The organism is Ruegeria sp. G12 (genome assembly GCF_056533565.1).
Genome location: NZ_JBQFOO010000011.1, coordinates 118,970 through 142,758, shown reverse-complemented (window position 1 = coordinate 142,758; position 23,789 = coordinate 118,970). Strand labels below are relative to the sequence as shown.

Genomic DNA, 23,789 nt, shown 5'->3' with positions numbered 1-23,789 from the left:
TAAGTCAAAACTCTTAATCTAAAATAATGCTACGCGTCAAAAAAACGGGATATAATGAGTCTTAGACTCAGGTTACACGCGAATGGATCAACTGCCGACACGACGCGCGTTTTTGAGCGCTCGTATGCTCCGTGAGGATGCGGATGTTTTGCGTCCTCCGGGATCGGCCAGCGCCGGATTTTCCGACCTATGCACCGGCTGTGGTGACTGTGTCAGTGCCTGCCCCGAAGGCATCCTGTTCGCCGATGACAGCGATTTCCCCGTACTTCAGGTCAATGACGGTGCCTGCACCTTTTGCGGTGACTGCGCCCGGGCCTGCCCTACGGGCGCGCTGGATGTTGACCGCCTGGCCGAGTGGCCCTGGCGCGCGGCGGTTCAGCCCTCGGACTGTTTGTCTTTGAACGGCGTCAGCTGTCGTCTGTGTCAGGATAACTGCGATCAGGGGGCCATCCGGTTCAAGCTGCAACTGGCCGGGCGCGCCGAGCCCGAACTGGACACCGACGCCTGCACCGGCTGCGGCGGATGCGCCAGCGTGTGCCCCGTCAGCGCCGTGTCCCTGCAGCGCGTCACCGATCCGCAAACGGGAGTGATCCAATGAATATCTGCGGCTGCCTTGTCCATGTCTCGCCGGATCGCACCGACTCGGCCCGCGCCGCCATGGCCGGTACGCGGGGGGTTGAGGTACATGCCGAAGCCGATGATGGCCGCTTTGTCGTGGTTGTCGAAGACACGCCCGAGCGGCTGGCATCCGACACGATCATGGATCTGCACCAGATCCCGGGGGTGATCTCGCTCTCGCTCACCTACCACCATTTCGAAGAACTCGCGGAGACGTCTCCGCACACCAATGCTCCAAGCCAACCGACCAGCAGGAGGCCTGTCCAATGACTGTATCTGAATCCCGCCGTACCTTCCTCAAGGCATCCGCGGCTGCCGCAACCGCTTCGGCTGCGGGTATTCCCATGGCCACAGGTCAGGCCAGTGCGCAGATCGGCAACCCCGACATCCGCTGGGACAAGGCCGCCTGCCGGTTCTGCGGCACCGGCTGCTCGGTGCTGATCGGCACCAAGGATGGCCGCGTCGTGGCCACACAGGGCGACCCGGACGCACCGGTGAACCGGGGCCTGAACTGCATCAAGGGCTATTTCCTGTCCAAGATCATGTACGGCAAGGACCGTCTGACTACCCCGCTGCTGCGCAAGACCAACGGCGAATACGACAAGAATGGCGAGTTTGAGCCGGTGTCGTGGGACGAAGCGTTCGACGTCATGGCCGCCAAGTGGAAAGAAGCGCTGGCCAAGAAAGGCCCAAGCAGTGTTGGCATGTTCGGCTCGGGCCAGTGGACCGTCTGGGAAGGCTATGCTGCCGCCAAGATGATGAAAGCAGGCTTCCGGTCGAACAACATCGACCCCAACGCGCGGCACTGCATGGCATCCGCCGTTGTGGGCTTTATCCGCACCTTCGGCATTGATGAGCCGATGGGCTGCTATGACGACCTTGAGCACGCGGATACCTTTGTGCTCTGGGGTTCGAACATGGCCGAGATGCACCCGATCCTGTGGTCGCGCCTGACCGATACACGCCTGACCAAACCAGGCTGCGAGGTGCACGTGCTGTCGACCTTCGAGCACCGCTCGTTCGAGCTGGCCGACAATGGCATGGTCTTTGCGCCGCAGACCGATCTGGCGATCCTGAACTATATCGCCAATTACATCATCCAGAATGGCGCGGTGAACGAGGAATTCGTCAAGAACCACGTCAACATCACCAAAACCGCCACCGATATCGGTTATGGCCTGCGCGACAATCATCCGCTGCAGGAAGCCGCCGAAAACCCCAATGTCGGCAAGATGGAACCGATCAGCTTCGAGGAATATGCCGAGGCGGTTTCGAAATACACGCTGGAATACACCTCGGAACTGTCCGGTGTTCCGGCTGACAAGCTGGAACGTCTGGCCAAGCAATATGCCGACCCCAACCGCAAGGTCATGAGCCTGTGGACCATGGGCTTCAACCAGCACACCCGCGGGTCCTGGGTGAACTCGTTGATGTATAACGTGCACCTGCTGGTCGGTAAGATCTCGGAACCCGGCAACTCGCCGTTTTCGCTGACCGGTCAGCCCTCGGCCTGTGGGACGGCGCGTGAGGTCGGCACCTTTGCCCACCGTCTGCCCGCCGACATGGTGGTGATGAACGACAAGCACCGCGAGATTTGCGAGACCGCCTGGAACGTGCCCGCAGGCACCATCCCGGCCAAGCCCGGCTTCCACGCCGTATTGCAGCACCGCAAGCTGAAAGATGGCGATCTGAACGCCTATTGGGTGCAGTGCACCAACAACATGCAGGCCGCGCCGAACATCAACGAAGAAGGTTATCCCGGCTACCGCAACCCCGAAAACTTCATCACCGTCTCGGACCCCTATCCGACCGTGACCGCCGTGTCCGCCGACCTGATCCTGCCCACCGCCATGTGGGTCGAGAAGGAAGGCGCCTATGGCAACGCCGAACGCCGCACCCAGTTCTGGCGTCAGCAGGTGAAGGCTCCGGGTGAGGCCAAGTCGGATGTCTGGCAGGTGATGGAGTTCTCGAAACGCTTCACCGTGGAAGAGGTCTGGGGCGAGGAATTGCTGGCCACCATGCCCGAGCATCGCGGCAAGACCATGTATGACGTGATCTTCGCCAATGGTGTGATCGACAAATACCCGCTGTCGGAAACCGCCGAAGGGTTCGACAATGACGAATCCGAGCACTTTGGCTACTACGTGCAGAAAGGCCTTTTCGAGGAATATGCCGAGTTTGGTCGCGGCCATGCGCATGATCTGGCCCCGTTCGACACCTACCATCAGGCCCGTGGCCTGCGCTGGCCGGTCGTGGACGGCAAGGAAACGCTGTACCGTTTCCGCGAAGGCTATGACCCCTACGTCGCCGAAGGCGCAGGCGTGCAGTTCTATGGCAAGCCGGATGGCAAGGCGAATATCATCTTCGCGCCTTATGAACCGGCAGCCGAGGAACCGGATACCGAATTCGATCTGTGGCTTTGCACCGGTCGTGTGCTGGAACACTGGCACTCGGGTTCGATGACCCGCCGGGTGCCGGAACTGCATCGCTCATACCCGAATGCGGTTGTCTATATGCATCCGCAGGACGCCGAGGATCGCGGTCTGCGGCGCGGGCAAGAGATCGTTCTGTCCACCCGCCGTGGCGATGTCACCAGCCGGGTTGAAACCCGAGGCCGCAACAAGGTGCCGCGCGGTCTGGTCTTCATGCCGTGGTTCGATGAGCATCAGCTGACCAACAAGCTGACGCTGGACGCAACCTGCCCGCTGTCGAAAGAGACCGACTTCAAGAAATGCGCCTGTAAGGTTGAGCGCGCGTAACCGGCAAGGATCGCAAAGGTAGTCCCCATGTCCCTTGCCGCCAGACCTCTTTCGCCGCAACGGCGTCGTTTCCTGCAGGATTCGGCGCGCGCGGCGGGCGGCTGCCTGGTCGCCGGATCGTTTCTGGCCTATCTGGCCCGCGACGCCCGCGCCCTGCCCGCCGAGGCATTGCGCCCGCCGGGTGCCTTGCCCGAGAAAGAGTTCCTGTCGGCCTGCATCCGCTGTGGTTTATGCGTGCGGGACTGCCCTTACGACACGCTGAAACTGGCTGAATTAGGGTCGGAGTCTGCGGCGACCGGAACACCCTATTTCACCGCCCGCGATGTGCCCTGCGAGATGTGTGACGACATTCCCTGCGTCGCCGCCTGCCCGACCGGGGCGCTGGACCCCGGTCTGGACAATATCGACGACGCCGAGATGGGCGTAGCGGTTCTGGTCGATCAGGAAAACTGCCTGAACTTCCTCGGCCTGCGCTGCGATGTTTGCTACCGCGTCTGCCCGGTGATTGACGAGGCGATCACGCTGGAAACCGCGCATAACGCCCGGTCGGGCCATCACGCCTTGTTCATCCCTACGGTCCATGCCGACCGCTGCACCGGCTGCGGCATGTGCGAGAAAAGCTGCGTTCTGCCCGAAGCGGCCATCAAGGTTCTGCCCACCCGTCTGGCCCGAGGCTCCAGCGCGGATCACTACCGCAAAGGCTGGGAAGAGAAAGCAGCCAAAGGCGCGCCGCTGGTCGATGGCATCATCGACCTGCCCGACCGTTTGCCGGGACCGGGCATCGACAATCTGGCCGCGCCGGGCGGGTTTGAACCGGGCTATAGCTTGCCGGGGGTGGGACAATGAGCGCCCGCACCCACATGCCCGTCGGGCAGGAGGCTATCGAGGCCAAGGGCTGGCTCGGGGCGCATAAATACCTGCTGCTGCGCCGCGCCAGTCAGCTGTTCTTTTTGGCCCTGTTCCTGCTGGGGCCGTGGTTTGGCATCTGGATCGTGCAGGGCACGCTGGCCGGGTCTCTGACGCTGGGCGTCTTGCCACTGACCGACCCGTTCATCCTGTCCCAAAGTGCGGTCGCCGGGCATTGGCCGGAACTGACCGCGCTGATTGGCGGGGTGATCGTTCTGGTGGCTTACGCGCTGATCGGAGGGCGGGTCTATTGTTCCTGGGTCTGCCCGATCAACCCGGTGACGGATGCCGCGCACTGGTTGCACCGCAAGCTGGACCTGCCCAAAGGCTGGCAGCCGAAACGCGGCACCCGCCTGTGGATATTGGCCACCGTTCTGATCGTATCCGGCTTGACCGGCGTTATCGCGTGGGAGTTGATCAACCCGATCACCATGCTGCATCGCGGGCTGGTTTTTGGCATGGGCTTTGTCTGGGCCATGATCGCCGCGATCTTCGTCTTTGACCTGTTCGTCTCGCGCCACGGCTGGTGCGGCCATCTCTGCCCGGTGGGCGCGTTCTACGGGCTGGTGGGCCACAAAGCGATGTTGCGGGTCAGCGCGACCAACCGCTCGGCCTGTGACGATTGTATGGATTGTTACGCGGTTTGCCCGGAAAACCACGTCATCTCACCCGCGCTGAAGGGCAAGGCGGGCACCACGCCCCTGATCCTGTCGCCCGACTGCACCAATTGCGGCCGCTGCATCGATGTCTGCGCGGTCGATGTGTTCACCTTTACCCACCGGTTCGACGACCACGTCACCGAACCCATCCGTTCAGTTGCCGCGCCCGACGGGCGCGCCGCCAGACCTATCTAAGGGAGTGCCAAGATGAAAATATCAATCGTGACAGGCGGAATAACCCTGATCCCCGTGTTGCTCCTGAGTGGGTTTGCCCTTGCGCAGTCGGCCCAGGTGGAAACCCTGCGAGGGGCCGATGTGGACGAGGCCATCCCTCTGCATGAAATCCACAAGAACGTTGAGGGGCGCATTGTCCGCAACTATCGTCAGCAACCGCCGCTGATCCCGCATTCGATCGAGCAGTACCAGATCGACGTGCGCACCAACCAGTGCCTGTCGTGCCATGACTGGACCAAAGCAGGCGAACGCAACGCGCCGACCCTGTCGATGACCCACTATCTGGACCGCGAGGGGCGCGAACTGGATCAGATCGCGGGGACCCGGTATTTCTGCAACCAGTGCCACGTGCCGCAGGCCGACGCGCCGCCGCTGGTCGAAAACGTCTTTCAACCGTCCCACGACAACTGATCCAACGCTAATCTGAAAGGAGCACCGATATGGCAGACTCCCCTGAAAAACGCGGTTGGATTGGCCGCCTCTGGACCTGGATCTGGACCCCGGCAGTTGCGTTCAGCTCTGGCTTCCTGATCCTTGCGGGCTTTCTGGCCGGTATCCTGTTCTGGGGCGGGTTCCACTGGACGCTGGAACTGACCAATACCGAGGAATTCTGCACCTCGTGCCACACGATGGAAACCAATCTGGGCGAATACCGCGAGACCATTCACTACAACAACCACTCGGGCGTGCGCGCGATCTGTTCCGATTGCCACGTGCCGCATGAATGGAACCACAAGATCAAGGCCAAGATCATGGCGGTCAAAGATGTCTATCACGAACTGGCAGGCACCATCAGCACGCCCGAAAAGTATGAGGATCACCGTCTGAGCATGGCATCGGCCGTTTGGAAGAAGATGAAAGCGTCGGACAGCCGGGAATGCCGGAACTGCCACAACTTCGACTACATGGACTTCACCATTCAGGAAACCCGCGCCGCATCGGAACACCAGCGCGCGATTGACGAAAACATGACCTGTATCGACTGTCATCAGGGCATCGCCCACAGCCTGCCGCCCAACTATCTGGAAGAATACCAGAACGTCACCGAAGCGCTGAACGGCGCGGCCGATACCCCGCTGCAGCAACAGGTCGCGGCAGGCAGCGACGAAATCCGGTCATTCCTGGCCACACGGACCGAGTAAGAGAGGGCGCGCTATGCTTGATATTCTTGGAACCATCGGCGGCAATGTCATCAGCCTGCCGGGCATTCTGGGTCTGGCGCTGGGCATGATGACCCGCAAGCTGTGGCTGGGAGCGCTGCTGGGCGGGCTGGTCGGCGTGTTCGAGACGCTAGTCTTTGCCGGCTTCCAGTTCGCCCATGTGGAAACGCTGGAACTGCTGATCGCCATCATCGTCGGCGTCTGCGCCGGCAGCCTCGGCACTGCCATTCGCCTGAAAGGGGCAACGGTCTGATTTTAACACCTTGACGGAAAGCCCCGCCCTTGGTGGGGCCTTCCCGCGAATAACTCTGATCAAAAACATTAATTTATTCACTACATGCAGACTCGGCGGGTTTTGCTGTGCTAGGTTGCGCCTTGAAGCTGGGGACTTCAGAGGGGCGACATGTCTCAGGACCTTGGGGGATGGCTGAGCGCGCACGGATTGTCTGACTACGCGCAAGCCTTTTTGGATAACAAAATCGATTTCGAAATTTTGCCCGATTTGACGGGCGACGATCTGATCGAAATTGGGGTAACGGCTGTCGGCGATCGTCGGCGGTTGCTGCGCGCGATTGCCGAACTGGAAAAAAGCGCCGGGGAAGCTGGGACCGCGCCCGAGGCCACTCTGGAACCGGCCCGGCGGCAGGTGACAGTGATGTTTGCCGATCTGGTGGGGTTCACCAAACTGTCCAGCGAATTGGACGCCGAAGACCTGCACGAATTGCTGAACGACTTCTTCGGCAAGGTCGACAGCGTGGTCGAAAAATACGGCGGGCGGATCGACAAACATATCGGCGACGCGGTGATGGCGGTGTTCGGCGCGCCGATCTCGCACACCAACGATACCGAACGGGCGGCGCGGGCTGCGCTGGATATTCATGCGGTTCTGCCCTCCCTCAGCCGCCCGCTGTCGTGCCATATCGGCATTGCCTCCGGGCAGGTCATCGCCAGCACCACCGGCAGTCAGGCCCATACGGAATACACCGTCACCGGCGATGGAGTGAATCTGGCGTCAAGGCTGACCGATATCTGCGCTGCGGGTGAAACGCTGGTTTCGCACGATATTCAGCGCGCGCTGGGGCCGCTGTTCGTTGGCGAAACCCTTGGAACCAAGCCGATCAAGGGTCTGAATGACCCGGTTGAAGTCTGGCGGCTGGACCGGCTGGCCCGCAATATCCGAACCCGGCGGCACAGGTTTATTGGGCGCGAGCGGGAACTCTCGCTGTTCTCGGCCACGTTCGAGCGCTGCCAGCGCCATGGTAAGGGCGAGGTCCATATTGTTCTGGGCGAACCGGGCATCGGCAAAACCCACCTGTCCGAGCAGGTGGCCGAGATGGCGCAAAGCCTTTCCTATTCCACCCACAACGGCGTCGTGATGGATTTCGGCGCGCGAGAGGGGCATTCGGCCATCCAGTCCGTGGCGCGCAGCATCCTTGGGCTGGACCCCTCGGACGATGCGGCGACTGGCGCGGCGGTGGCGAAGGACGCCATCGCCAAGGGCTGGGCCAGCCCCTCAAGCGCGGCGCATCTGAATGCCTTGCTGGAGCTGGAACAGGACCCCGGACTGGCCGAGGTCTATGCGGCGATGGACAACAAGGCGCGGCTGCGGGGGCGGCGTCAGGTGATTGACGAGTTGCTGTCCAGCCGCAGTCAGGAGTCGCCTCTGCTGATCCAGATCGAGGATATCCACTGGGCCTCGCCCGATATCCTGACCGCCTGTTCCCACATTGCGGCGGCCACGCGGGACCTGCCTTGTGTTCTCCTGATGACCAGCCGGGTCGAGGGCGATCCGATTGATCGCGACTGGCAGATGGGCACGGACGGGGCGCTGATCTCGAAGCTGGAACTGGCCCCGATGGGCGAAGACCAGGCCCGCAGGTTGGTTGAGGAATTCACCGGCATTGACCCTGAACTGCTGGACGCCTGCGTCGAACGTGCCGGTGGCAACCCACTGTTTCTGGAACAGCTTCTGCGCAACATAGATGTGCTGAAACGGGAAAGCGTGCCCGGCAGTATTCAGGGCATCGTGCAATCGCGACTGGATGCTTTGGATCGCAAAAGCCGCACGGCGATTCAGGCGGCTTCGGTCCTGGGGCAGCGGTTCTCGCCCGAGGTTCTGAATTTCACATTGGGCGAGGGGCATCTGGACACGACCAACCTGATCCGCTCGGCCCTGATCCGCGAGGCGGATGCGGATCTGATGTTTGCCCATGCGCTGATCCGGGACGGGTCTTATGCCACGCTGGTCAAATCCGAACGCGCGCGCCTGCACCGGCAGGCGGCAAAGTGGTTCGAGGATCGCGATGCCACCCTGCGGGCGCGCCATCTGGATCGGGCGGGGTCGAACACGGCGGCGCAGGCCTATCTGGAAGCGGCTGAAAACCTGATTCAGAGTTTTCAGTTCGAAGATGCAGGCCCGCTGATCGAGCGCGCATTGGAGTTACCCTCGCCGGCTGGTGTCCGGTTTGATCTGCTCTGCGCGCGGGGGGAAGCGCACCGGCTGCAAGGCCTGTCGGATGAGGCCTTAACCGAGTTCAAGGATGCCGCCCAGCACGCCGAGACCGACGAGCAGATCAGCCGCGCCCATATCGGGCTGGCTCAGGCCGCGCGGCAGGCGAGCCTCTATCAGGAGGCACTCGAGGCGCTGGATACCGCCGAGGCTGCGGCAGAACGCTGTGGCTCGGAACGGGATGTGGCCCAGATCAACTACGTACGGGGCAATGTCTACTTCCCGCTGGGCCGCGTCGAAGAGGCGTTGCAGGCCAACGAACGCGCGCTGTCGCTGGCGCGCAAGCTGGAATCGGCCCGGCTTGAGGTCGGCGCGCTCAGCGGTTTTGGCGATGCGAATTTCATGAACGCCACCATGCAGACCGCAACCGGGTTCTACACGCAAGCCGTTGAACGGGCGCGGGAAAAGGGGCTGGTGCGTGATCTGGCGGCAAACCTGCACAACCTCAGCGTGGCGCGCAGCTATACCGGCGACGTGCGGCAGGGCATGGCCGATGCCAACGAATCCATCGAGGTGTCGCAGAAGTATTTTGCCTTCATCCCGGAATGCGTCGCCCAGACCTGTCTGGGGGTCGCGCAGACCTTTCTGGGCGAGGTGGATCAGGCGCTGGACTCGTTCCGGGTCTCTGCCGAGATCGCCAACCGCGTTGGGGCCAAACGGCTCGAGGCGCAGGCGCTGGAACATCTGGCCCGCACTCAGGTCTATGCCGGGCAGATGGACGCGGCGCGCGAAACCGGACTGCAAGCGGTTGAGATCGCGCTGGAACATGGTCGCAATTTCGTGGGCCCCAAGGCGCTATCGGCCTTGGCGATGGCCGAGGCTGACCGGGACGAACAGGATCGCCTTCTGAAGCTAGGGGCCGAGATCATTGCCGAGGGCAGCGTCGGCCACAGTCATCTGCATTTCTACCCCGATGCCAGCGCCGTCATGCTGGCGCGTCAGGATTGGGACGCGGCCCTGCACTATGCGGACGGGCTGGCGCAGTTCACCGCCGGTGAACCCCTGCCGATGGTCGATCTATCGATCCGACAGACGCGGCTGCTGGCCGAAAGTGGGCAACGCAACATCGCGCCGTCAGCCCATGACGATTTCGCCGCGCTGCGGGCCGGGTTCGATGAGATGGGCATCACCCAATCCCTGCTGGGGCGTGTGGATTTTCTGATCACCTGATCCGGGGGCCATGGGGCGCATGAGCGTAGAAAAGAAGGTCTGGCTGATTTCCACCCTCGTCACGCTGGGCCTTGCGGGCCTGCTGTTCAAGCTTTGGGTCGATCTGAACCATTTTGAAGGTGACCCGACGCAACTGCACGATCAGGCTTTGGTAGACCGGTATCTGGCCTCGCTCGAAACCCCTCCGGAGTACCGGGTCAGAACCGGAATATTCATCAAGTCCTTCGGATTCGTCCGGGCCAGCGACATTCGCGTCAGCGGCTATATCTGGCAGCATTACGAGGACGGCGTGCATGACGCGATCAAGCCCGCTGTCGGAGAGATCGGTTTTATCCTGCCCGAGGCGGTCGATGCCGCCAATGGCACCATCGAAGAGGTCTACCGGATGCCCCAGCCTCAGGGGGAACTGATCGGCTGGTACTTTGAGCAGACCCTGCGCCAGAGCTTTGATTACACCAGCTATCCGTTTGACCACAAAACCGTATGGGTGCGGTTCTGGCCTGCGCCGTTCGACCTTGAGGTTGCGCTGATCCCGGATTTCGCCGCCTATCCCGCCACCGGGCCAAGGGATATTTTCGGCATCGACAATCAGATCGTCATGGGCACATGGGAGCGTGAGAATACCTATTTCGACTACAAACTTTCCGATCTGGATACCACGCTGGGGATCAGCCAGAACGGTTTCAAAACCAACGCGCCCGAGCTGCACTATAACTTCGTCATCAAGCGCAACTTCGCAAACGCCTTCATCGTGCACATGATCCCGCTGATCGTGGTGACCATGCTGCTGTTCGGCGCGGTGATGACCGTCACCCGCCGAGAAGGATTGATCGAGCGGCACAATTTCAACACCTCAAGCGTGATCGGCACCTGCTCGGTCCTGTTCTTCGTGATCCTGTTGGCCCATGTGCAACTGCGCGAAGGGTTCGCGGGCTCACCGGTGATCTATATGGAATCGTTTTTCTTCCTGATGTATTTCCTGCTGCTGGCGGTTTCGGTGAACACCTATCTGTTCGCGTCCGAGGCCGCGCCCGCGCTGCGCATCATCCACTACAAGGACAACCTGATCCCCAAGGCCGGGTTCTGGCCCTTTGTACTTTTGTGCATGGTGGCGATCACCGCCTATAACCTGAGCCTGAAGGAAGAACCCGACCACGGGGCCGAGTTCTTGGGCCTTGAGGCGGGCGGCTAGACCTTGGCCTCGCGCCCTTCTTTCAGGGTGCCGGTTGCCATGTCCAGCGTGTATTCCTCGACCACTTGTGAGGCGCCTTTTTCCAACTCACCCAGATACTTTTCGGGGTGGGCGATCACATAGGCATAGGCGGGCTTCTTCACATCGCCGATCATCACGTTGATGCGCTTGCGGATATACACATTGTCCGGCGAGCCCGGCCCATGAAACCCTTCCAGCTTGTCTAGCTCTTTCAGGCCCGAGGAGCTTACGCGATACACCTCGCCCCGGATCTGCTTGCCCCGGCCTTTCTGACCGACCAGCGTGGCCATGCGGTGCAGGTAGTCGCAGTTCGGGTTGTCGCAATAGGGTTCATTGGGAACGATCAGGGGCATGGGCTGGCGGGTTGTCGCCTCACCCACGAAATCGCTCAGCACCTCGGCATGGGCCGCGTGATTGGGGAAGCCTTTCTTGAGCGAGCCATACGTGAAATAGAGGTACGTCTTCTCGCGATCGCGCACCAGATCGACGCCGCTGTCTTCCGGTTCAGGCGGTGGCACCGAATTGGCCTGTGCCCAGGCCTTAAGCATGTCGTGGATTTCATCCAGTATCCGGACATCCGCGTCATATTTAGTGTCTTCGACAAACTGCAGGCAGGACGAGGCATCGACACCGTCGACCGACAGCAACAGCTCGACCATTCCGGGTGAGTTGTTCATCGCCGCCACATGCAGGGCGGTAAAGCCGTGATCATTGGTGGCGTTGACGTTGATGCCGCGTTTGATCAGCTCTTTTGCGGCCTGATGATCCGGCTTGCCCAGAATGTTGCAGCCTTCCTCGTCATTCTCGTTCAACTCGCCTTCGCCGCCTGCCGCGTAGTGCAGCAGCGTGTCGCCGTTCTGATCGTCCACGATGTCCACGCCCGCCACGCCGTTATCCAAGGCATCAAAGACCGGCTTCCACTTGTCGAACGTGTCCGAGGCTGCGGCCTCCTGCGCCCAGCGGCAGATGTTGTGCTCGTGATCTTCCAGCTCTTCCAATGCCTCTTCCAGCACATCCATGATCTGATCGGGCAGGGCCATCATGCCGATCCCCATCATGCCGTTCGAAAGCCGCCCTTTCCTGGGTCCGACCAGATCGACCCCCAGCCTGCGCAGCTTTTCGACATTGTTCTGGGTGGTGACATTGTTCCACATGTTGGTATTGCAGGCCGGGCACAGGATCACCGGCTTGTTGCGGTACTGCCAGGCGACAAAGATCGAGGTCAGCAGGTTGTCCGCGATCCCGTTGGCGATCTTGCCCATGGTGTTGCAGGTCACCGGGGCCACGATTACGCAATCGGCCCAGTCGCACAGCGCCAGATGCGAGGCGCGCACCGGCATGTCGAACTTCATATAGCGGAAGTTCCATTCGTCATCGTCGCGGTAATAGTCATTCGGCCCGACCCGTGCGGCGATGCGTTTTTCGCCAAAATCCTTAAAGAATTTTTCCGCAGACACCGACGGGATCAGCTTCACATTATGTCCTGCATCGGTGATTTTTTCGACCAGCGTCGGGATTTTGTCCGCCGCCGACGACCCGCAGGCGCAGAGCAGGATATTGCGCCGTCCAGTGGGGGCGTCGGTCAGACCGCCCTTGGGATAGCCGAAGATGTTCTTGTCCAGACTGGGCGATTCTGCGCGTGCGGAAACCGCCAGATTGGCCTCGCGCATCCGGTCCTGCAGGATGCCTTCGTCGACCATGTCCAGAATGTCCTGAAGATCGTTCCGTTTGCTGATGCATTTCTTGTCGAAAAACAGATAAGGCACCGAGACTTTACCCGCGATGGCAGCCAGATCGCGCCGCATCTTGCGGGCCGTCGGATCACGCCCGGCGACATTCACCAGCACCACATCCGTTGCGCCGATATTCGAGATGACGCTTTTGAGCATGTAGGACATCGGGTCCTCATCCTCGTAAAACAGCACGGCCGTGTTGTTTTCGATCAGGGATGCCACATCGTTGGGATCTTCCGGCGGGTCGACCTCGGCGATGACCAGCAGTTCCGGGCTTTCGACAAAGCGCAGGCCGCGGAAGATGTGGCCGCGCGGGGCCTGCCAGACCTGCGAGGTTGCGGGGCTCATATCCACGATCGTCACCAGATCGGATGCCTCGTCATAATCAACGCACAGGCACCAGAACTCCTCGAGCAGCGCGGTTTCCAGAAACACCTTTTTCGGGCGGTGAATGGCCTTGGACCCCAGAACGCGGTTGAAGTCGATATTGATCATCAGGTGGCGCTTCTTGTCGCCTTTCAGGCTTTGCAGATGGGATTTGAACCAATCCTCGGCGGATTGGATCGCCGTGTCGTCCCGGGTCGCAAAGCTGTGGTAGGTACTGTCCAGATGGGTGTCTTCGGACTGGCTCAGGTATTTATGGGCCATGTCGTGCATTTCTTCGGCGGTGGCCACCCGGCTGACGGCATCCTGAAACGACGAGCCGGTCAGGCGCAGCAGCTTATCCTCATCCACCTGATGGTCGCCGTGAATGGCGAGGCTTTCCACCAGCACACCCAGACTGTTCATGTTCGGGCTGGCGCGGCGGAACAGGTTGCGCCGTTTCTTGGGGTCTTCGGCCATATAGTTGGTGGGGTCGATATAGTTGCACGGCTGATCGAAGGTCTGCAGATGGGTTTTGACCGCCGCGCGCGCCGAAAAGCGCAGAATGCCGCGTGACCGCATCGAGGTTCCGTCGCGGTCCGACATCCCCTCCCACAGCCGGGTGGCGGTTGTGACCCACAGCTTGCCGTATTTCTCGGGGTGCACATCCATCATATGCACCAGACCGGTGCTGGGATTGCACTTGGCGATGATGGCAAAATGGCCGCCGGGCATGTTGTCCTTGCCATGGGCCACGCCGACCTGAAAGTTCGCCACCAGAATGTCGTTATCGCCGCCAAATCGGTTGGATTCGGCGATGGCGTCCAGCAGTTTCTGCACGTCCGTCCGGTCTTCATCCATGAAATAGGCCTGAACCTGCACCCGGTCCCGCAGCCCTTGCGAGTAAATATAGGTGCAGGCGACGTCGAACAACTCGCCCAGTGAAATCCCGTCATTGACCACAAAGGACGAGGGCAGCGCGCATTCGCGGAAAATGTCATTGACCTCGCAACTGAACCCCAGCGCGGACATGCTCAGCGCGGCGGCGGTGACGCTGCAGCAATTGATCGGCTGCTGAAACTCGTGCAAGTGGACATTGACCAGATCGCCGAACATCTTGCCGATACACGGCTTGCGAATGTCTGCGGGAATCTGCTTCCAGTTCGCGCTCGACAGATAGGCCAGCCGGGTCCCGTCCAGCGCCAGCGCTTCAAGGCTGACGGGGATATCGGAAATCTCAAGATGTTCCTCGTAAAAGTAATCGCCGATATCCGCGCTGGCCAACGGGGTGCCGTTCTGGCGCAACTGGACGCTGCCGCGCAGCACCACATACATGCCATGCGCTGGCAAAACGGCATTCGCGGTCACTTCGACAAAGTCGAAATACGGCTTGATCGCGCTTGGGTCCACATCTGCGCCATCGCCGGGTATGACGGCGTAAATCAGGCTCAGGTCTGCATCGGTTGGGTTAAAGCTTCTCGACTCGGTGATTTGATCTGTAGACACGACTGTTATCCCCCCTGAAGTGTGTCGCAAATAGCGTCAATCAACCAGCGCAGCGTGTTGAAATCGGGTACGGAGTTCTTCGGGCCAAACAGCAATACGACCCGTCCGTCGATATGTCTTGCGCTGGTCAGGCCGGATTCCTGCTGCAAATACAGCGAACAAAACTGCCTAATAGCCTGCACAGTATCCTATTCCAAAACAAAAATCACCGATGCAGTTGACCGGCGCGGGATCAGACTGCGGGCCGCTGTGAAATGAGGGGAGTTCTGTCATATATCCGAATGTAACGTCATAATGACGGCAATAACGCCTGTTTCGTCAAGATTGGCCCTGCAAAACGACGGAGTTTTCAGCCATCTTTAAAGAAAACCAGTAAGAGGAGGCACGCAATGTCTTGGAATGTTTGCGTTGTTGGGGCTGGCAAGATCGGGCAGATGATTGCCACGTTGCTGAAGGGATCGCCCAATTATCATGTCACGGTCGCGGATCACGACCTGAAAGCACTGGCCGAGATTGCCCGGATGGGCATCGCGACCAAACAGATCGACGCCAGCGACGACGCGGGTCTGGCACAGGGTCTGGCCGGGTTCGATGCGGTGATCTCTGCGGCCCCGTTTTTCCTGACGCCCGCCATCGCCGCCGCTGCCAAGGCAGCCGGGGCGCATTATTTTGATCTGACCGAGGATGTGGCCGCAACCAACGCCGTGCGCGATCTGGCGGCAGACAGCGAAACCGCCTTTATGCCGCAATGCGGGTTGGCGCCGGGCTTTGTCGGCATCGCGGGCGCCTCATTGGCGGCTGAGTTCGATCAGATCGACAGCTTGCACATGCGGGTCGGTGCGCTGCCGCTCTATCCGACCAATGCGCTGAAATACAACCTGACGTGGTCCACGGACGGGTTGATCAACGAATACTGCAACCCGTGCGATGCCATCGTGAACGGCGAACGGGTCAAGACCGCCCCGCTGGAGGACTACGAAGTTCTGGGTCATGACGGCGTGGAATACGAATGTTTCAACACCTCGGGCGGGTTGGGCACGTTGCCCGAAACGCTCGAGGGCGAGGCGCGTGCAGTGTCCTACCGCTCGATCCGCTATCCGGGCCATCGCGAAATCCTGAAGCTGCTGTTGCACGATCTGGGACTTGAACGCCGCCGCGACCTGTTGAAAGAGATCTTCGAATCCGCCCTGCCGCGCACCGATCAGGATGTGGTGCTGGTCTATTGCACCGCCAAGGGCATGATCGACGGATCGCTGCGCGAAAAATCCCTGATCAACAAATCCTTCTCGCGCGAGATCAACGGACAGGTCTGGAGCGCCATTCAGGTCACCACCGCCGCAGGCGTTCTGGGCGTGGTCGACCTGATGCGCACTGGCGTTCTGCCCGCAAAAGGCTTTGTCCGGCAAGAGCAGGTGAAGCTTGCCGATTTCCTGAACACCGAATTTGGCCGGCTCTATCGCGCCGGTGACGTAACCCCACAGAACAAGGCGGCCTGAGACATGAAAGACGTTATGATGAGCGCGGACACCACCCTTGCAAAACTCGACCTGACTGCGGCGGAGTTGACCGGCGGCAGCCTGCAAGTGACCTCACCCATTGATGGCCGCGTGCTGGCCGAGGTGCATGAAACCCCCGTGGCCGAGACGGTGGCTGTCTTTGCCCGCGCCAAATCTGCCTTCAAAGCGTGGCGGGTTGTTCCGGCCCCGCGCCGGGGTGAGTTGATCCGCCTGCTGGGCGAAGAACTGCGCGCCGCCAAGGACGATCTGGGCGCGCTGGTCAGCTGGGAGGCGGGCAAGATTACGTCCGAAGGTCTGGGTGAAGTACAGGAGATGATCGACATTTGCGACTTCGCCGTGGGCCTGTCGCGTCAGCTTTACGGCCTGACCATTGCATCCGAACGCCCCGGCCACCGGATGATGGAGACGTGGCACCCGGCGGGGCCTGTGGGCGTGATCTCGGCCTTCAACTTTCCGGTTGCGGTGTGGTCGTGGAACGCGGCGCTGGCGCTGGTCTGCGGCGATCCGGTGATCTGGAAACCGTCCGAGAAAACGCCGCTGACTGCGATGGCCTGCCAGAAGATTTTCGAACGCGCGCTGGCCCGGTTCGGCGATGCGCCCGAGGGCCTGTTGCAGACCCTGATCGGCGGTGCCGCTCTGGGCGAGGCGCTGGTCGCCAGCGAAAACGTCCCGGTCATCTCGGCCACCGGGTCCACCCGGATGGGCCGCGCGGTTGCGCCCATCGTCGCGCAACGCTTCGGCAAGTGCATTCTGGAACTGGGCGGCAACAACGCGATGATCGTCGGCCCCTCGGCCGATCTGGAGATGGCGGTGCGCGCGATTGTGTTCTCGGCCGTTGGAACGGCGGGCCAGCGCTGCACCACGCTGCGTCGCCTGATCGTGCACAACTCGATCCGCGAGGAGTTGGTCGTGCGGCTAAAGAAAGCCTATGCCGGTCTGCCCATCGGCGATCCGATGGCCGAAGGTACCCTGATCGGGCCGCTGGTGGACGAGGCCGCTGGTGCCGCGATGACTGCCGCGCTCAAGACGGCGGAAGGTGAAGGAGGCACGGTCTTTGGCGGCAATCGCGTGACCGAGGGCGTGCCCGCAGGTGTGTACATGGAACCCGCCATCGTTGAAATGCCCGGTCAGACCGCAACCGTGAAGACCGAGACCTTTGCCCCGATCCTCTATGTCATGGGCTATGACGCATTCGACGACGCGCTGGAATTGCAGAATGACGTGCCGCAGGGCCTGTCCTCCTGCGTGTTTACGCTGAACATGCGTGAGGCGGAACAGTTCCTGACAGCTGCGGGCTCGGATTGCGGCATTGCCAACGTCAATATCGGCCCGTCGGGGGCCGAGATCGGCGGGGCCTTTGGCGGCGAAAAGGAAACCGGCGGCGGGCGCGAAAGCGGCTCGGACGCGTGGAAGGCCTATATGCGCCGTCAGACCAATACGGTGAACTATTCCGCCGAACTGCCGCTGGCGCAGGGCGTGAAGTTCGACATCTAAGTTATGGCCCGGCGGTTTTCGGGCCGCCGGGCTTAGTCCGAGAACAGGTAATCCAGCCGCATCACAGCTTGGGCCTTTTCTGACCCGACGTCGAGAAAGTCAGCCATCGCTGCCTCATTCTCTGCCGGGTCCGCCGTTTGGCGAATGCGCAGATACCCGTCGATCCCGGCCCCCCGGATCAGTTCCGATTCATGGGCCAGATCGTTGCGGATAGTGGGCAAAAGCCGCGCGACCGTGTCCTCGGGGCTGTTTTTGCCCGCCAGTCCGATGCGGCGGGCATGGCCGATCAGATACTGGTCCGAGTATTCGCATTCGATCTCAAGCACTTTGGTTTTGGCCGTATCGCCGCAGAAATCCTGAATGATGTCCAGACTGGCCGGGTCCAGGCACAGAACTAGCCTGTTGGTGTCGAAATGCGCAAACAGCATGCCCACCACCGCGCGCCGGTGGCGCGAGCGCTTTTTCAGGGTCGCTTCGATGCCGCCCAGATCTGGCAGGGGGGTTTCTTCTTCATTGAACAGGTATTCGATACAGGGAATATCTGTTTCGCTGGCAATCTGATCGACCAGCCGCTTGGCGACGTGCCATTTCTTGCAGACCACCAGAAACAGCTCTCGCTCGGGGCCCAGAGTATTCGCGGCCTCCCAGAACCGCTGACCGAAGCGGCGGCCAACCCGCCCGCGACCGGTCAGGAAGGCATGCAGGTTGCGCCCCTCGCCCGAGATCGGAAAGTCGATCCCTTCGCGGGCGTAGAGCGCGCCCAGCCGCTCTTTCAGTTCCAGCGCTTCGGGGCTGATCTTGCGAGCGAACAGGTAATCCTGTCCCAAAAGCATGTCATAGTGGTCGTTGTAGAAGGTTACCGGCATGCCGTAGTCGGAAAACATCAGAAATGTCAGCGTGCGGTTTTCGATCTCGCGTTTCGGCACAAGATGGCGGACGAGGGTCTGAAAGAATGTCTCATCCGGAATCCATGTGGTCGAAAAAAACCGGATCACATCGCGGCGCTTTTGCAGGAAATCCAGGATCATCTCGACCGTGCGCCGACGCAGACACCACCACTGGCTGCCGATCATCACCTGAATGTCTGCCGGAATCTCGCGGGTCAGGCCAAAGCGTTTCTGCATCTCATAGGCGGCGTAGAACCGACCCGCCTGCGTGCGTTCGTTGAAATAGTGGCGATAGATCAGCCGGTCTTCCTTCATGCCGGTCTTGATCCAGTTGCTGTCAAAGAAATCGTGGCTTTCGATGAAATCCACGTCGTTTTCGTCCAGAAAGCGATGCGCATATTCCGCCGTTTTGATCGCCATGCAATCGCCCGACAGCATATAGAAATGCGTGGCGCGCGGAAAGGCCTCCACCGCCGCCTGCAATGCGTTCAGCGAGGCCTGAACCAGTGACCACTCGCCCCAGCCGCATTTGATCCGTTTGGCGGCAAAAGCCACATTCGGGTTGTCCTTGAAAGCGTTGCGGATGCGGTCATAGCTGTCCGTTTTGGCGCGCGCATCGAAGTGAATCGCGATGCAATCCCCGGCGGCGGTCAGTTGCTCGGCCTGCGCGATGATCGCGTCAGGGTCTTTGTGGCACAGCAAAATATAGGCAATCTTTGCCATCGAGGTTACGCAATTTCCGTTTCTGCCCGTTTGCATCCGTGATACTGAGGATGAGCGATTGAATAAACAGAATATTTTTGGTTCTTTGGCACCAAATGCTGGCCTATCACCCTGATATCTGACCAGCACAGGAGGCACAGCAGATGGGTTTTCCCGGCACCTGGATGACCGAGAGCGAAAGCATGGTGTACCGTGTGGTGCCGAAATGTGCCTGCTCGACCATCGGGCAGATCATGTATTATTCGGATCATGGCCGGTTTTTTGACGGCGACATTCATGATGCCAAGGATGGCATGCATAAATGGGCGTTTGATGGCAGTCAGGGTCAGATTTCCAGCAATGTGCGCAGCCATGCCTCGTATTCCTTTACCTGTGTGCGCAATCCTTACACCCGGATTCTAAGCTCGTTTTTCGACAAGATCTGCGGCATCCAGCGCAACGGCAAACGTTATCGCGGCAATCTGGTGCCGACGCTGATCTACAATTACGGGATCGAGGTTGGCGGCGACGACGGCAAGGGTGAGTTCGACCAGATCGCCAGCTTCCGCCGGTTCCTGCTGTTTGCCCGCGACACCATCCGCTGGCGGCGTCCGATGGACCCGGACATTCACTGGTCGGCCATGTCGGGCCATGTATCCACCTTCATTGTGAATGGCGGGCGGTATGACCGGATTTTCTGGACCGAAGCCTTCAATGACGGCATGCAGGGCGTTCTCGATCACGTGGATACGGCGCATAAGGTAGCCCTGTCCGAGATACCGCGCTTCAACGAATCCGAAGGCCACGGCCCGAAACGCGCGCATCCGGTCGAGGACTACTTCGACGACCTGTCGATGCATCTGGTCTACGAGATTTACAAACAGGATTTCGAACTGTTCAGATACGATTTCGAGAACCCCGCCAACAAGATGCCGGTGGGCGAGATTGATCTGGATGAGGTGCACGCCAAACTGGGCGATTGAAGGGCAATGGGTGACCCCGGCAGGGGTGCATCTGCTTAGAACATGATTTGCATCTGAGTGTCTGCAACGAGCCCAATTTGCTCAACCAGTTTGTACTTGATTGGACTTGCTAATTACACCGCACTTCAACAACATCACGACATGAAGAAATGGCACCGTTTTGACGATGATGACATCGCTGAGATTGGAAATCATACTTTGAAGTTTGATTTCCCCAATGGCAACTACACACTAACAGTGAAGCAATTAAGACAAAACTCCGTTGATGTGGTTTATGGAGAAAAAACAGAGGCTTGGCCTGTTGAAGTGAAAGAACAGAACGGTCCCGAGTTTAAACTCTCCGGATTCGCATGGGCGACGCCTGAGATAGGTTTAGAGGACTGCTGGTTCGAGTTGCACATTTGTCCCACCCCCAAAATTACTTACTGGGGCGACCGAGTGGTTATTCGGACAGACTTATGTTGCTCATCGCAATAAGTTCAACGCCTCGAACGGCGGCTATGTCCGTACAGCAAACGAAAAAACAGCCCACCGGATGGGTGGACCGTTTTTGTTGAGCGGTTTTCTAACTCAAACCTGACGCACAGCCCCTTTGGCGGCACTTGTGGTCAGCTTGGCATAGGCTTTGAGCGCCGTGGACACCTTGCGTTTTCGCGGCGCGGCGGGGTGCCAGCCCTTTTCGTCCTGTTCCTCGCGGCGGGCGGCGAGGTCTTCGTCGGAGACGGCCAGATGGATCGTGCGGTTGGGGATGTCGATCTCGATCTTGTCGCCGGTTTGCACCAGCCCGATCTCGCCACCCTCGGCCGCTTCGGGTGAGACGTGACCGATCGACAGGCCCGACGTACCGCCTGAGAACCGTCCATCGGTCAGCAGCGCGCAGGCTTTGCCCAGACCTTTGGATTTCAGGTATGAGGTCGGGTACAGCATTTCCTGCATCCCCGGACCGCCGCGCGGGCCTTCGTAGCGGATCACCACCACGTCGCCCTCGACCACCTTGCCGGTCAGGATATCGCTGACCGCCTGATCCTGGCTTTCGCAGACATAGGCCGAGCCGGTGAATTTCAGGATGTTTTCATCCACGCCTGCGGTTTTCACGATACAGCCGTCGCGGGCGATATTGCCGAACAGAACCGCAAGGCCGCCATCCTGACTGAACGCGTGCTCCTTGGACCGGATCACGCCGCCTTCGCGGTCGGTATCCAGTTCCTTGTACCGGTTCGACTGGCTGAACGCCTGAGTCGTGCGCACGCCGCCGGGCGCGGCCTTGAACAGGTCCTGTGCCCGTGGGTTGTTCGCAACCTTGATGTCCCAATTGGCAATCGCTTCGCCCATCGTGGCTGAATGCACGGTGTGGCAGTCCTCGTGCAGCAGCCCGGCGCGGCTCAGTTCACCGAGGATTGAGAAGATGCCGCCGGCGCGGTGCACATCTTCCATATGCACGTTCTCGGTGTTGGGCGCGACCTTGCACAGGCAGGGCACCTGACGGCTCAGCCGGTCCATGTCTGACATGTTGAAATGCACCTCGCCCTCATGCGCGATGGCCAGCAGGTGCAGCACGGTGTTGGTGGAACCGCCCATGGCGATATCGAGGCTCATGGCGTTCTCGAAGGCTTCAAACGTGGCGATCTCGCGCGGCAGGAAGCCTTTCTCGTCCAGATCGTAATGCCGTTTGGTGATCTCGACGATGCGGCGACCGGCTTCAAGGAACAGCTCTTTCCGGTCCGAGTGCGTCGCCAGCGTCGAGCCATTGCCGGGCAGGGCCAGACCCAGCGCCTCGGCCAGACAGTTCATCGAGTTCGCGGTGAACATACCCGAGCACGAACCGCAGGTCGGGCAGGCGTTTTCCTCGATATGTTTCACTTGCTCGTCGGTATATTTGTCGTCCGCCGCGGCCACCATCGCGTCCACAAGGTCGATCTTTTTCACGTCCAGATCTTCGATGTCGATCTTGCCCGCCTCCATCGGCCCGCCCGATACAAAGATCGCCGGGATGTTCAGGCGCATGGCGGCCATCAGCATCCCCGGCGTGATCTTGTCGCAGTTCGAGATACAGACCATCGCATCGGCGCAGTGCGCGTTGACCATGTATTCAACCGAATCCGCGATCACCTCGCGCGAGGGCAGGGAATACAGCATCCCGTCATGGCCCATGGCGATGCCGTCATCCACGGCGATGGTGTTGAACTCTTTCGCCACGCCACCAGCGGCCTCAACCTCGCGCGCAACCATCTGGCCGAGGTCCTTCAGATGCACGTGACCGGGCACGAACTGGGTGAACGAGTTGACGATGGCGATGATCGGCTTGCCGAAATCGTCGTCGCCCATACCGGTGGCGCGCCACAGGCCGCGCGCGCCCGCCATGTTGCGGCCATGGGTCGAGGTTCTGGATCGGTAAAGTGGCATGATGCTGTTTCCCTAATGCTCCGGTTGCGGTATCCGGGGTTTGTGCGTTATAGCGCACGTATCACATGTGCGCTATAACGCACAAGAGGATTCGCGGGACGGGAACATGAGCTCGGACGATATTACACTGAAGCTGCGGGACGTGCGGGCCGCGTCGGGGCTGAGCCTGTCGAAAGTGTCGGAACTGACCGGCGTCAGCAAAGCCATGCTGGGACAGATCGAGCGCGGCGAATCCAGCCCCACGATTGCAACGCTTTGGAAGATCGCCAAAGGGTTCCAACTGCCGCTCAGCGCGCTGATCGGCGCGGCGGCGATGCGGGCCCCGGCGGATGCGGGCGTGTTCCAATCCGTGACCTTTCCCGGCAGCCTGCAGGTCAAGATCGTCTTTCCTTTTGACCCCGCGCTGGGGGCCGAGACCTTTCACGTGGAGCTTTCGCCGAACCAAAGCCACGACTCATCCGCTCATGAAACCGGCATGACCGAAGAGGTCTTTGTTCTGGACGGCACGTTGGACGTGCTGAGAGACGGTGAATGGGTTGCGTTGACTGCCGGACAGGGCTTGCGGTTCGCGGCAGACCTGCCGCATGGATATCGCGCCGGGGCCGAGGGGGCGCGGTTCCTCAACATGCATCACTACAGACAGCAGGCCGCGGCGGGTTAAAGCCCTTCGCGTGGCATCGAAACAGGGACAGATATGGCGGACTTCATTGAGACTTTAACGCTGGCGGATGCGGTGGGCTCTTTTGGCGCATTGATCGTGGTCGCCGCCTATTTCGCCACACAGATGCGGATGATGAATTCCGACGATCTGGCCTTTCCGGTCGTCAACCTGCTGGGGTCGGTTCTGATCGTCTATTCGCTGCTCGAGAATTTCAATCTCGCCTCAATGCTGATCGAAAGCTTCTGGATCGCGATCAGTCTGATCGGCATTGTCCAGTTTTTCCGCCTGCGCCGTGCCCGCTAGGCCCGTTGC

19 protein-coding genes are annotated in these 23,789 nt (G+C 60.3%); 16 read left to right on the top strand and 3 right to left on the bottom strand.

The features are described from left to right. Positions 1–82: 82 nt before the first annotated feature. The 10 genes from napF (at position 83) to ACR0JN_RS20605 (ending at position 11,207) form a co-directional block, all read left to right on the top strand. Entirely contained in the window at positions 83–598 is a 516-nt protein-coding gene (gene napF, locus ACR0JN_RS20650) for a ferredoxin-type protein NapF (protein ID WP_480818605.1), read from the top strand. Beyond that, positions 595–888 carry a chaperone NapD gene (locus ACR0JN_RS20645; protein WP_480818604.1) on the top strand — a complete coding sequence of 98 codons (294 nt, stop codon included), beginning with the start codon at positions 595–597 and terminating at the stop codon, positions 886–888. Before napF ends, ACR0JN_RS20645 begins: the two co-directional genes overlap by 4 nt. Then, on the top strand, positions 885–3,377 hold the full coding sequence (gene napA / locus ACR0JN_RS20640) for a nitrate reductase catalytic subunit NapA (protein ID WP_480888359.1): 2,493 nt from the start codon (positions 885–887) through the stop codon (positions 3,375–3,377). Before ACR0JN_RS20645 ends, napA begins: the two co-directional genes overlap by 4 nt. A gap of 27 nt (positions 3,378–3,404) precedes the next feature. Beyond that, complete coding sequence (gene napG, locus ACR0JN_RS20635) at positions 3,405–4,223, top strand: ferredoxin-type protein NapG (protein WP_480888358.1); 819 nt, start codon at positions 3,405–3,407, stop codon at positions 4,221–4,223. Then, positions 4,220–5,137, top strand: coding sequence for a quinol dehydrogenase ferredoxin subunit NapH (napH, locus tag ACR0JN_RS20630; protein WP_480888357.1), 918 nt, complete (start codon positions 4,220–4,222; stop codon positions 5,135–5,137). The genes napG and napH overlap by 4 nt, the downstream gene beginning before the upstream one ends. Before the next feature lie 12 nt (positions 5,138–5,149). Next, positions 5,150–5,587, top strand: coding sequence for a nitrate reductase cytochrome c-type subunit (locus ACR0JN_RS20625; RefSeq protein WP_480888356.1), 438 nt, complete (start codon positions 5,150–5,152; stop codon positions 5,585–5,587). Between the two features lie 29 nt (positions 5,588–5,616). Further along, entirely contained in the window at positions 5,617–6,318 is a 702-nt protein-coding gene (locus ACR0JN_RS20620; protein WP_480888355.1) for a NapC/NirT family cytochrome c, read from the top strand. A gap of 13 nt (positions 6,319–6,331) precedes the next feature. After that, positions 6,332–6,589, top strand: a complete 258-nt coding sequence (locus ACR0JN_RS20615; RefSeq protein WP_480818598.1) for a hypothetical protein — start codon at positions 6,332–6,334, stop codon at positions 6,587–6,589. A gap of 150 nt (positions 6,590–6,739) precedes the next feature. Then, positions 6,740–10,015, top strand: a complete 3,276-nt coding sequence (locus ACR0JN_RS20610; RefSeq protein ID WP_480888354.1) for an adenylate/guanylate cyclase domain-containing protein — start codon at positions 6,740–6,742, stop codon at positions 10,013–10,015. 19 nt (positions 10,016–10,034) lie between these two features. Then, the gene (locus ACR0JN_RS20605) at positions 10,035–11,207 is read left to right on the top strand and encodes a hypothetical protein (protein WP_480888352.1); all 1,173 of its coding nucleotides are present in this window, start codon (positions 10,035–10,037) and stop codon (positions 11,205–11,207) included. Here ACR0JN_RS20605 and ACR0JN_RS20600 read toward each other — a convergent pair. Continuing rightward, positions 11,204–14,830 carry a flavoprotein gene (locus tag ACR0JN_RS20600; protein ID WP_480888351.1) on the bottom strand — a complete coding sequence of 1,209 codons (3,627 nt, stop codon included), beginning with the start codon at positions 14,828–14,830 and terminating at the stop codon, positions 11,204–11,206. The genes ACR0JN_RS20605 and ACR0JN_RS20600 overlap by 4 nt on opposite strands. A gap of 389 nt (positions 14,831–15,219) precedes the next feature. On the opposite strand from ACR0JN_RS20600, the gene ACR0JN_RS20595 reads away from it, so the two are divergent. Beyond that, positions 15,220–16,326 carry a saccharopine dehydrogenase family protein gene (locus ACR0JN_RS20595; protein ID WP_480888350.1) on the top strand — a complete coding sequence of 369 codons (1,107 nt, stop codon included), beginning with the start codon at positions 15,220–15,222 and terminating at the stop codon, positions 16,324–16,326. A gap of 18 nt (positions 16,327–16,344) precedes the next feature. Further along, complete coding sequence (gene amaB / locus ACR0JN_RS20590; RefSeq protein ID WP_480888370.1) at positions 16,345–17,841, top strand: L-piperidine-6-carboxylate dehydrogenase; 1,497 nt, start codon at positions 16,345–16,347, stop codon at positions 17,839–17,841. A gap of 32 nt (positions 17,842–17,873) precedes the next feature. On the opposite strand, the gene ACR0JN_RS20585 is transcribed toward amaB, so the two are convergent. After that, the gene (locus ACR0JN_RS20585; protein ID WP_480888349.1) at positions 17,874–19,451 is read right to left on the bottom strand and encodes a DUF5928 domain-containing protein; all 1,578 of its coding nucleotides are present in this window, start codon (positions 19,449–19,451) and stop codon (positions 17,874–17,876) included. Between the two features lie 143 nt (positions 19,452–19,594). Here ACR0JN_RS20585 and ACR0JN_RS20580 point away from each other — a divergent pair, with 143 nt between their 5' ends. After that, a complete protein-coding gene (locus tag ACR0JN_RS20580) occupies positions 19,595–20,413 on the top strand; it encodes a sulfotransferase family protein (RefSeq protein WP_480888348.1) in 819 nt (272 codons plus the stop codon). A gap of 96 nt (positions 20,414–20,509) precedes the next feature. After that, on the top strand, positions 20,510–20,890 hold the full coding sequence (locus ACR0JN_RS20575) for a hypothetical protein (protein WP_480888347.1): 381 nt from the start codon (positions 20,510–20,512) through the stop codon (positions 20,888–20,890). 93 nt (positions 20,891–20,983) lie between these two features. On the opposite strand, the gene ilvD is transcribed toward ACR0JN_RS20575, so the two are convergent. Further along, the gene (gene ilvD / locus ACR0JN_RS20570) at positions 20,984–22,816 is read right to left on the bottom strand and encodes a dihydroxy-acid dehydratase (protein WP_480888346.1); all 1,833 of its coding nucleotides are present in this window, start codon (positions 22,814–22,816) and stop codon (positions 20,984–20,986) included. Between the two features lie 106 nt (positions 22,817–22,922). On the opposite strand from ilvD, the gene ACR0JN_RS20565 reads away from it, so the two are divergent. Then, positions 22,923–23,477, top strand: coding sequence for a helix-turn-helix domain-containing protein (locus ACR0JN_RS20565; RefSeq protein ID WP_480888345.1), 555 nt, complete (start codon positions 22,923–22,925; stop codon positions 23,475–23,477). Positions 23,478–23,510: 33 nt separating this feature from the next. Then, positions 23,511–23,780, top strand: a complete 270-nt coding sequence (locus tag ACR0JN_RS20560) for a CBU_0592 family membrane protein (protein WP_480888344.1) — start codon at positions 23,511–23,513, stop codon at positions 23,778–23,780. Positions 23,781–23,789: the final 9 nt, after the last annotated feature.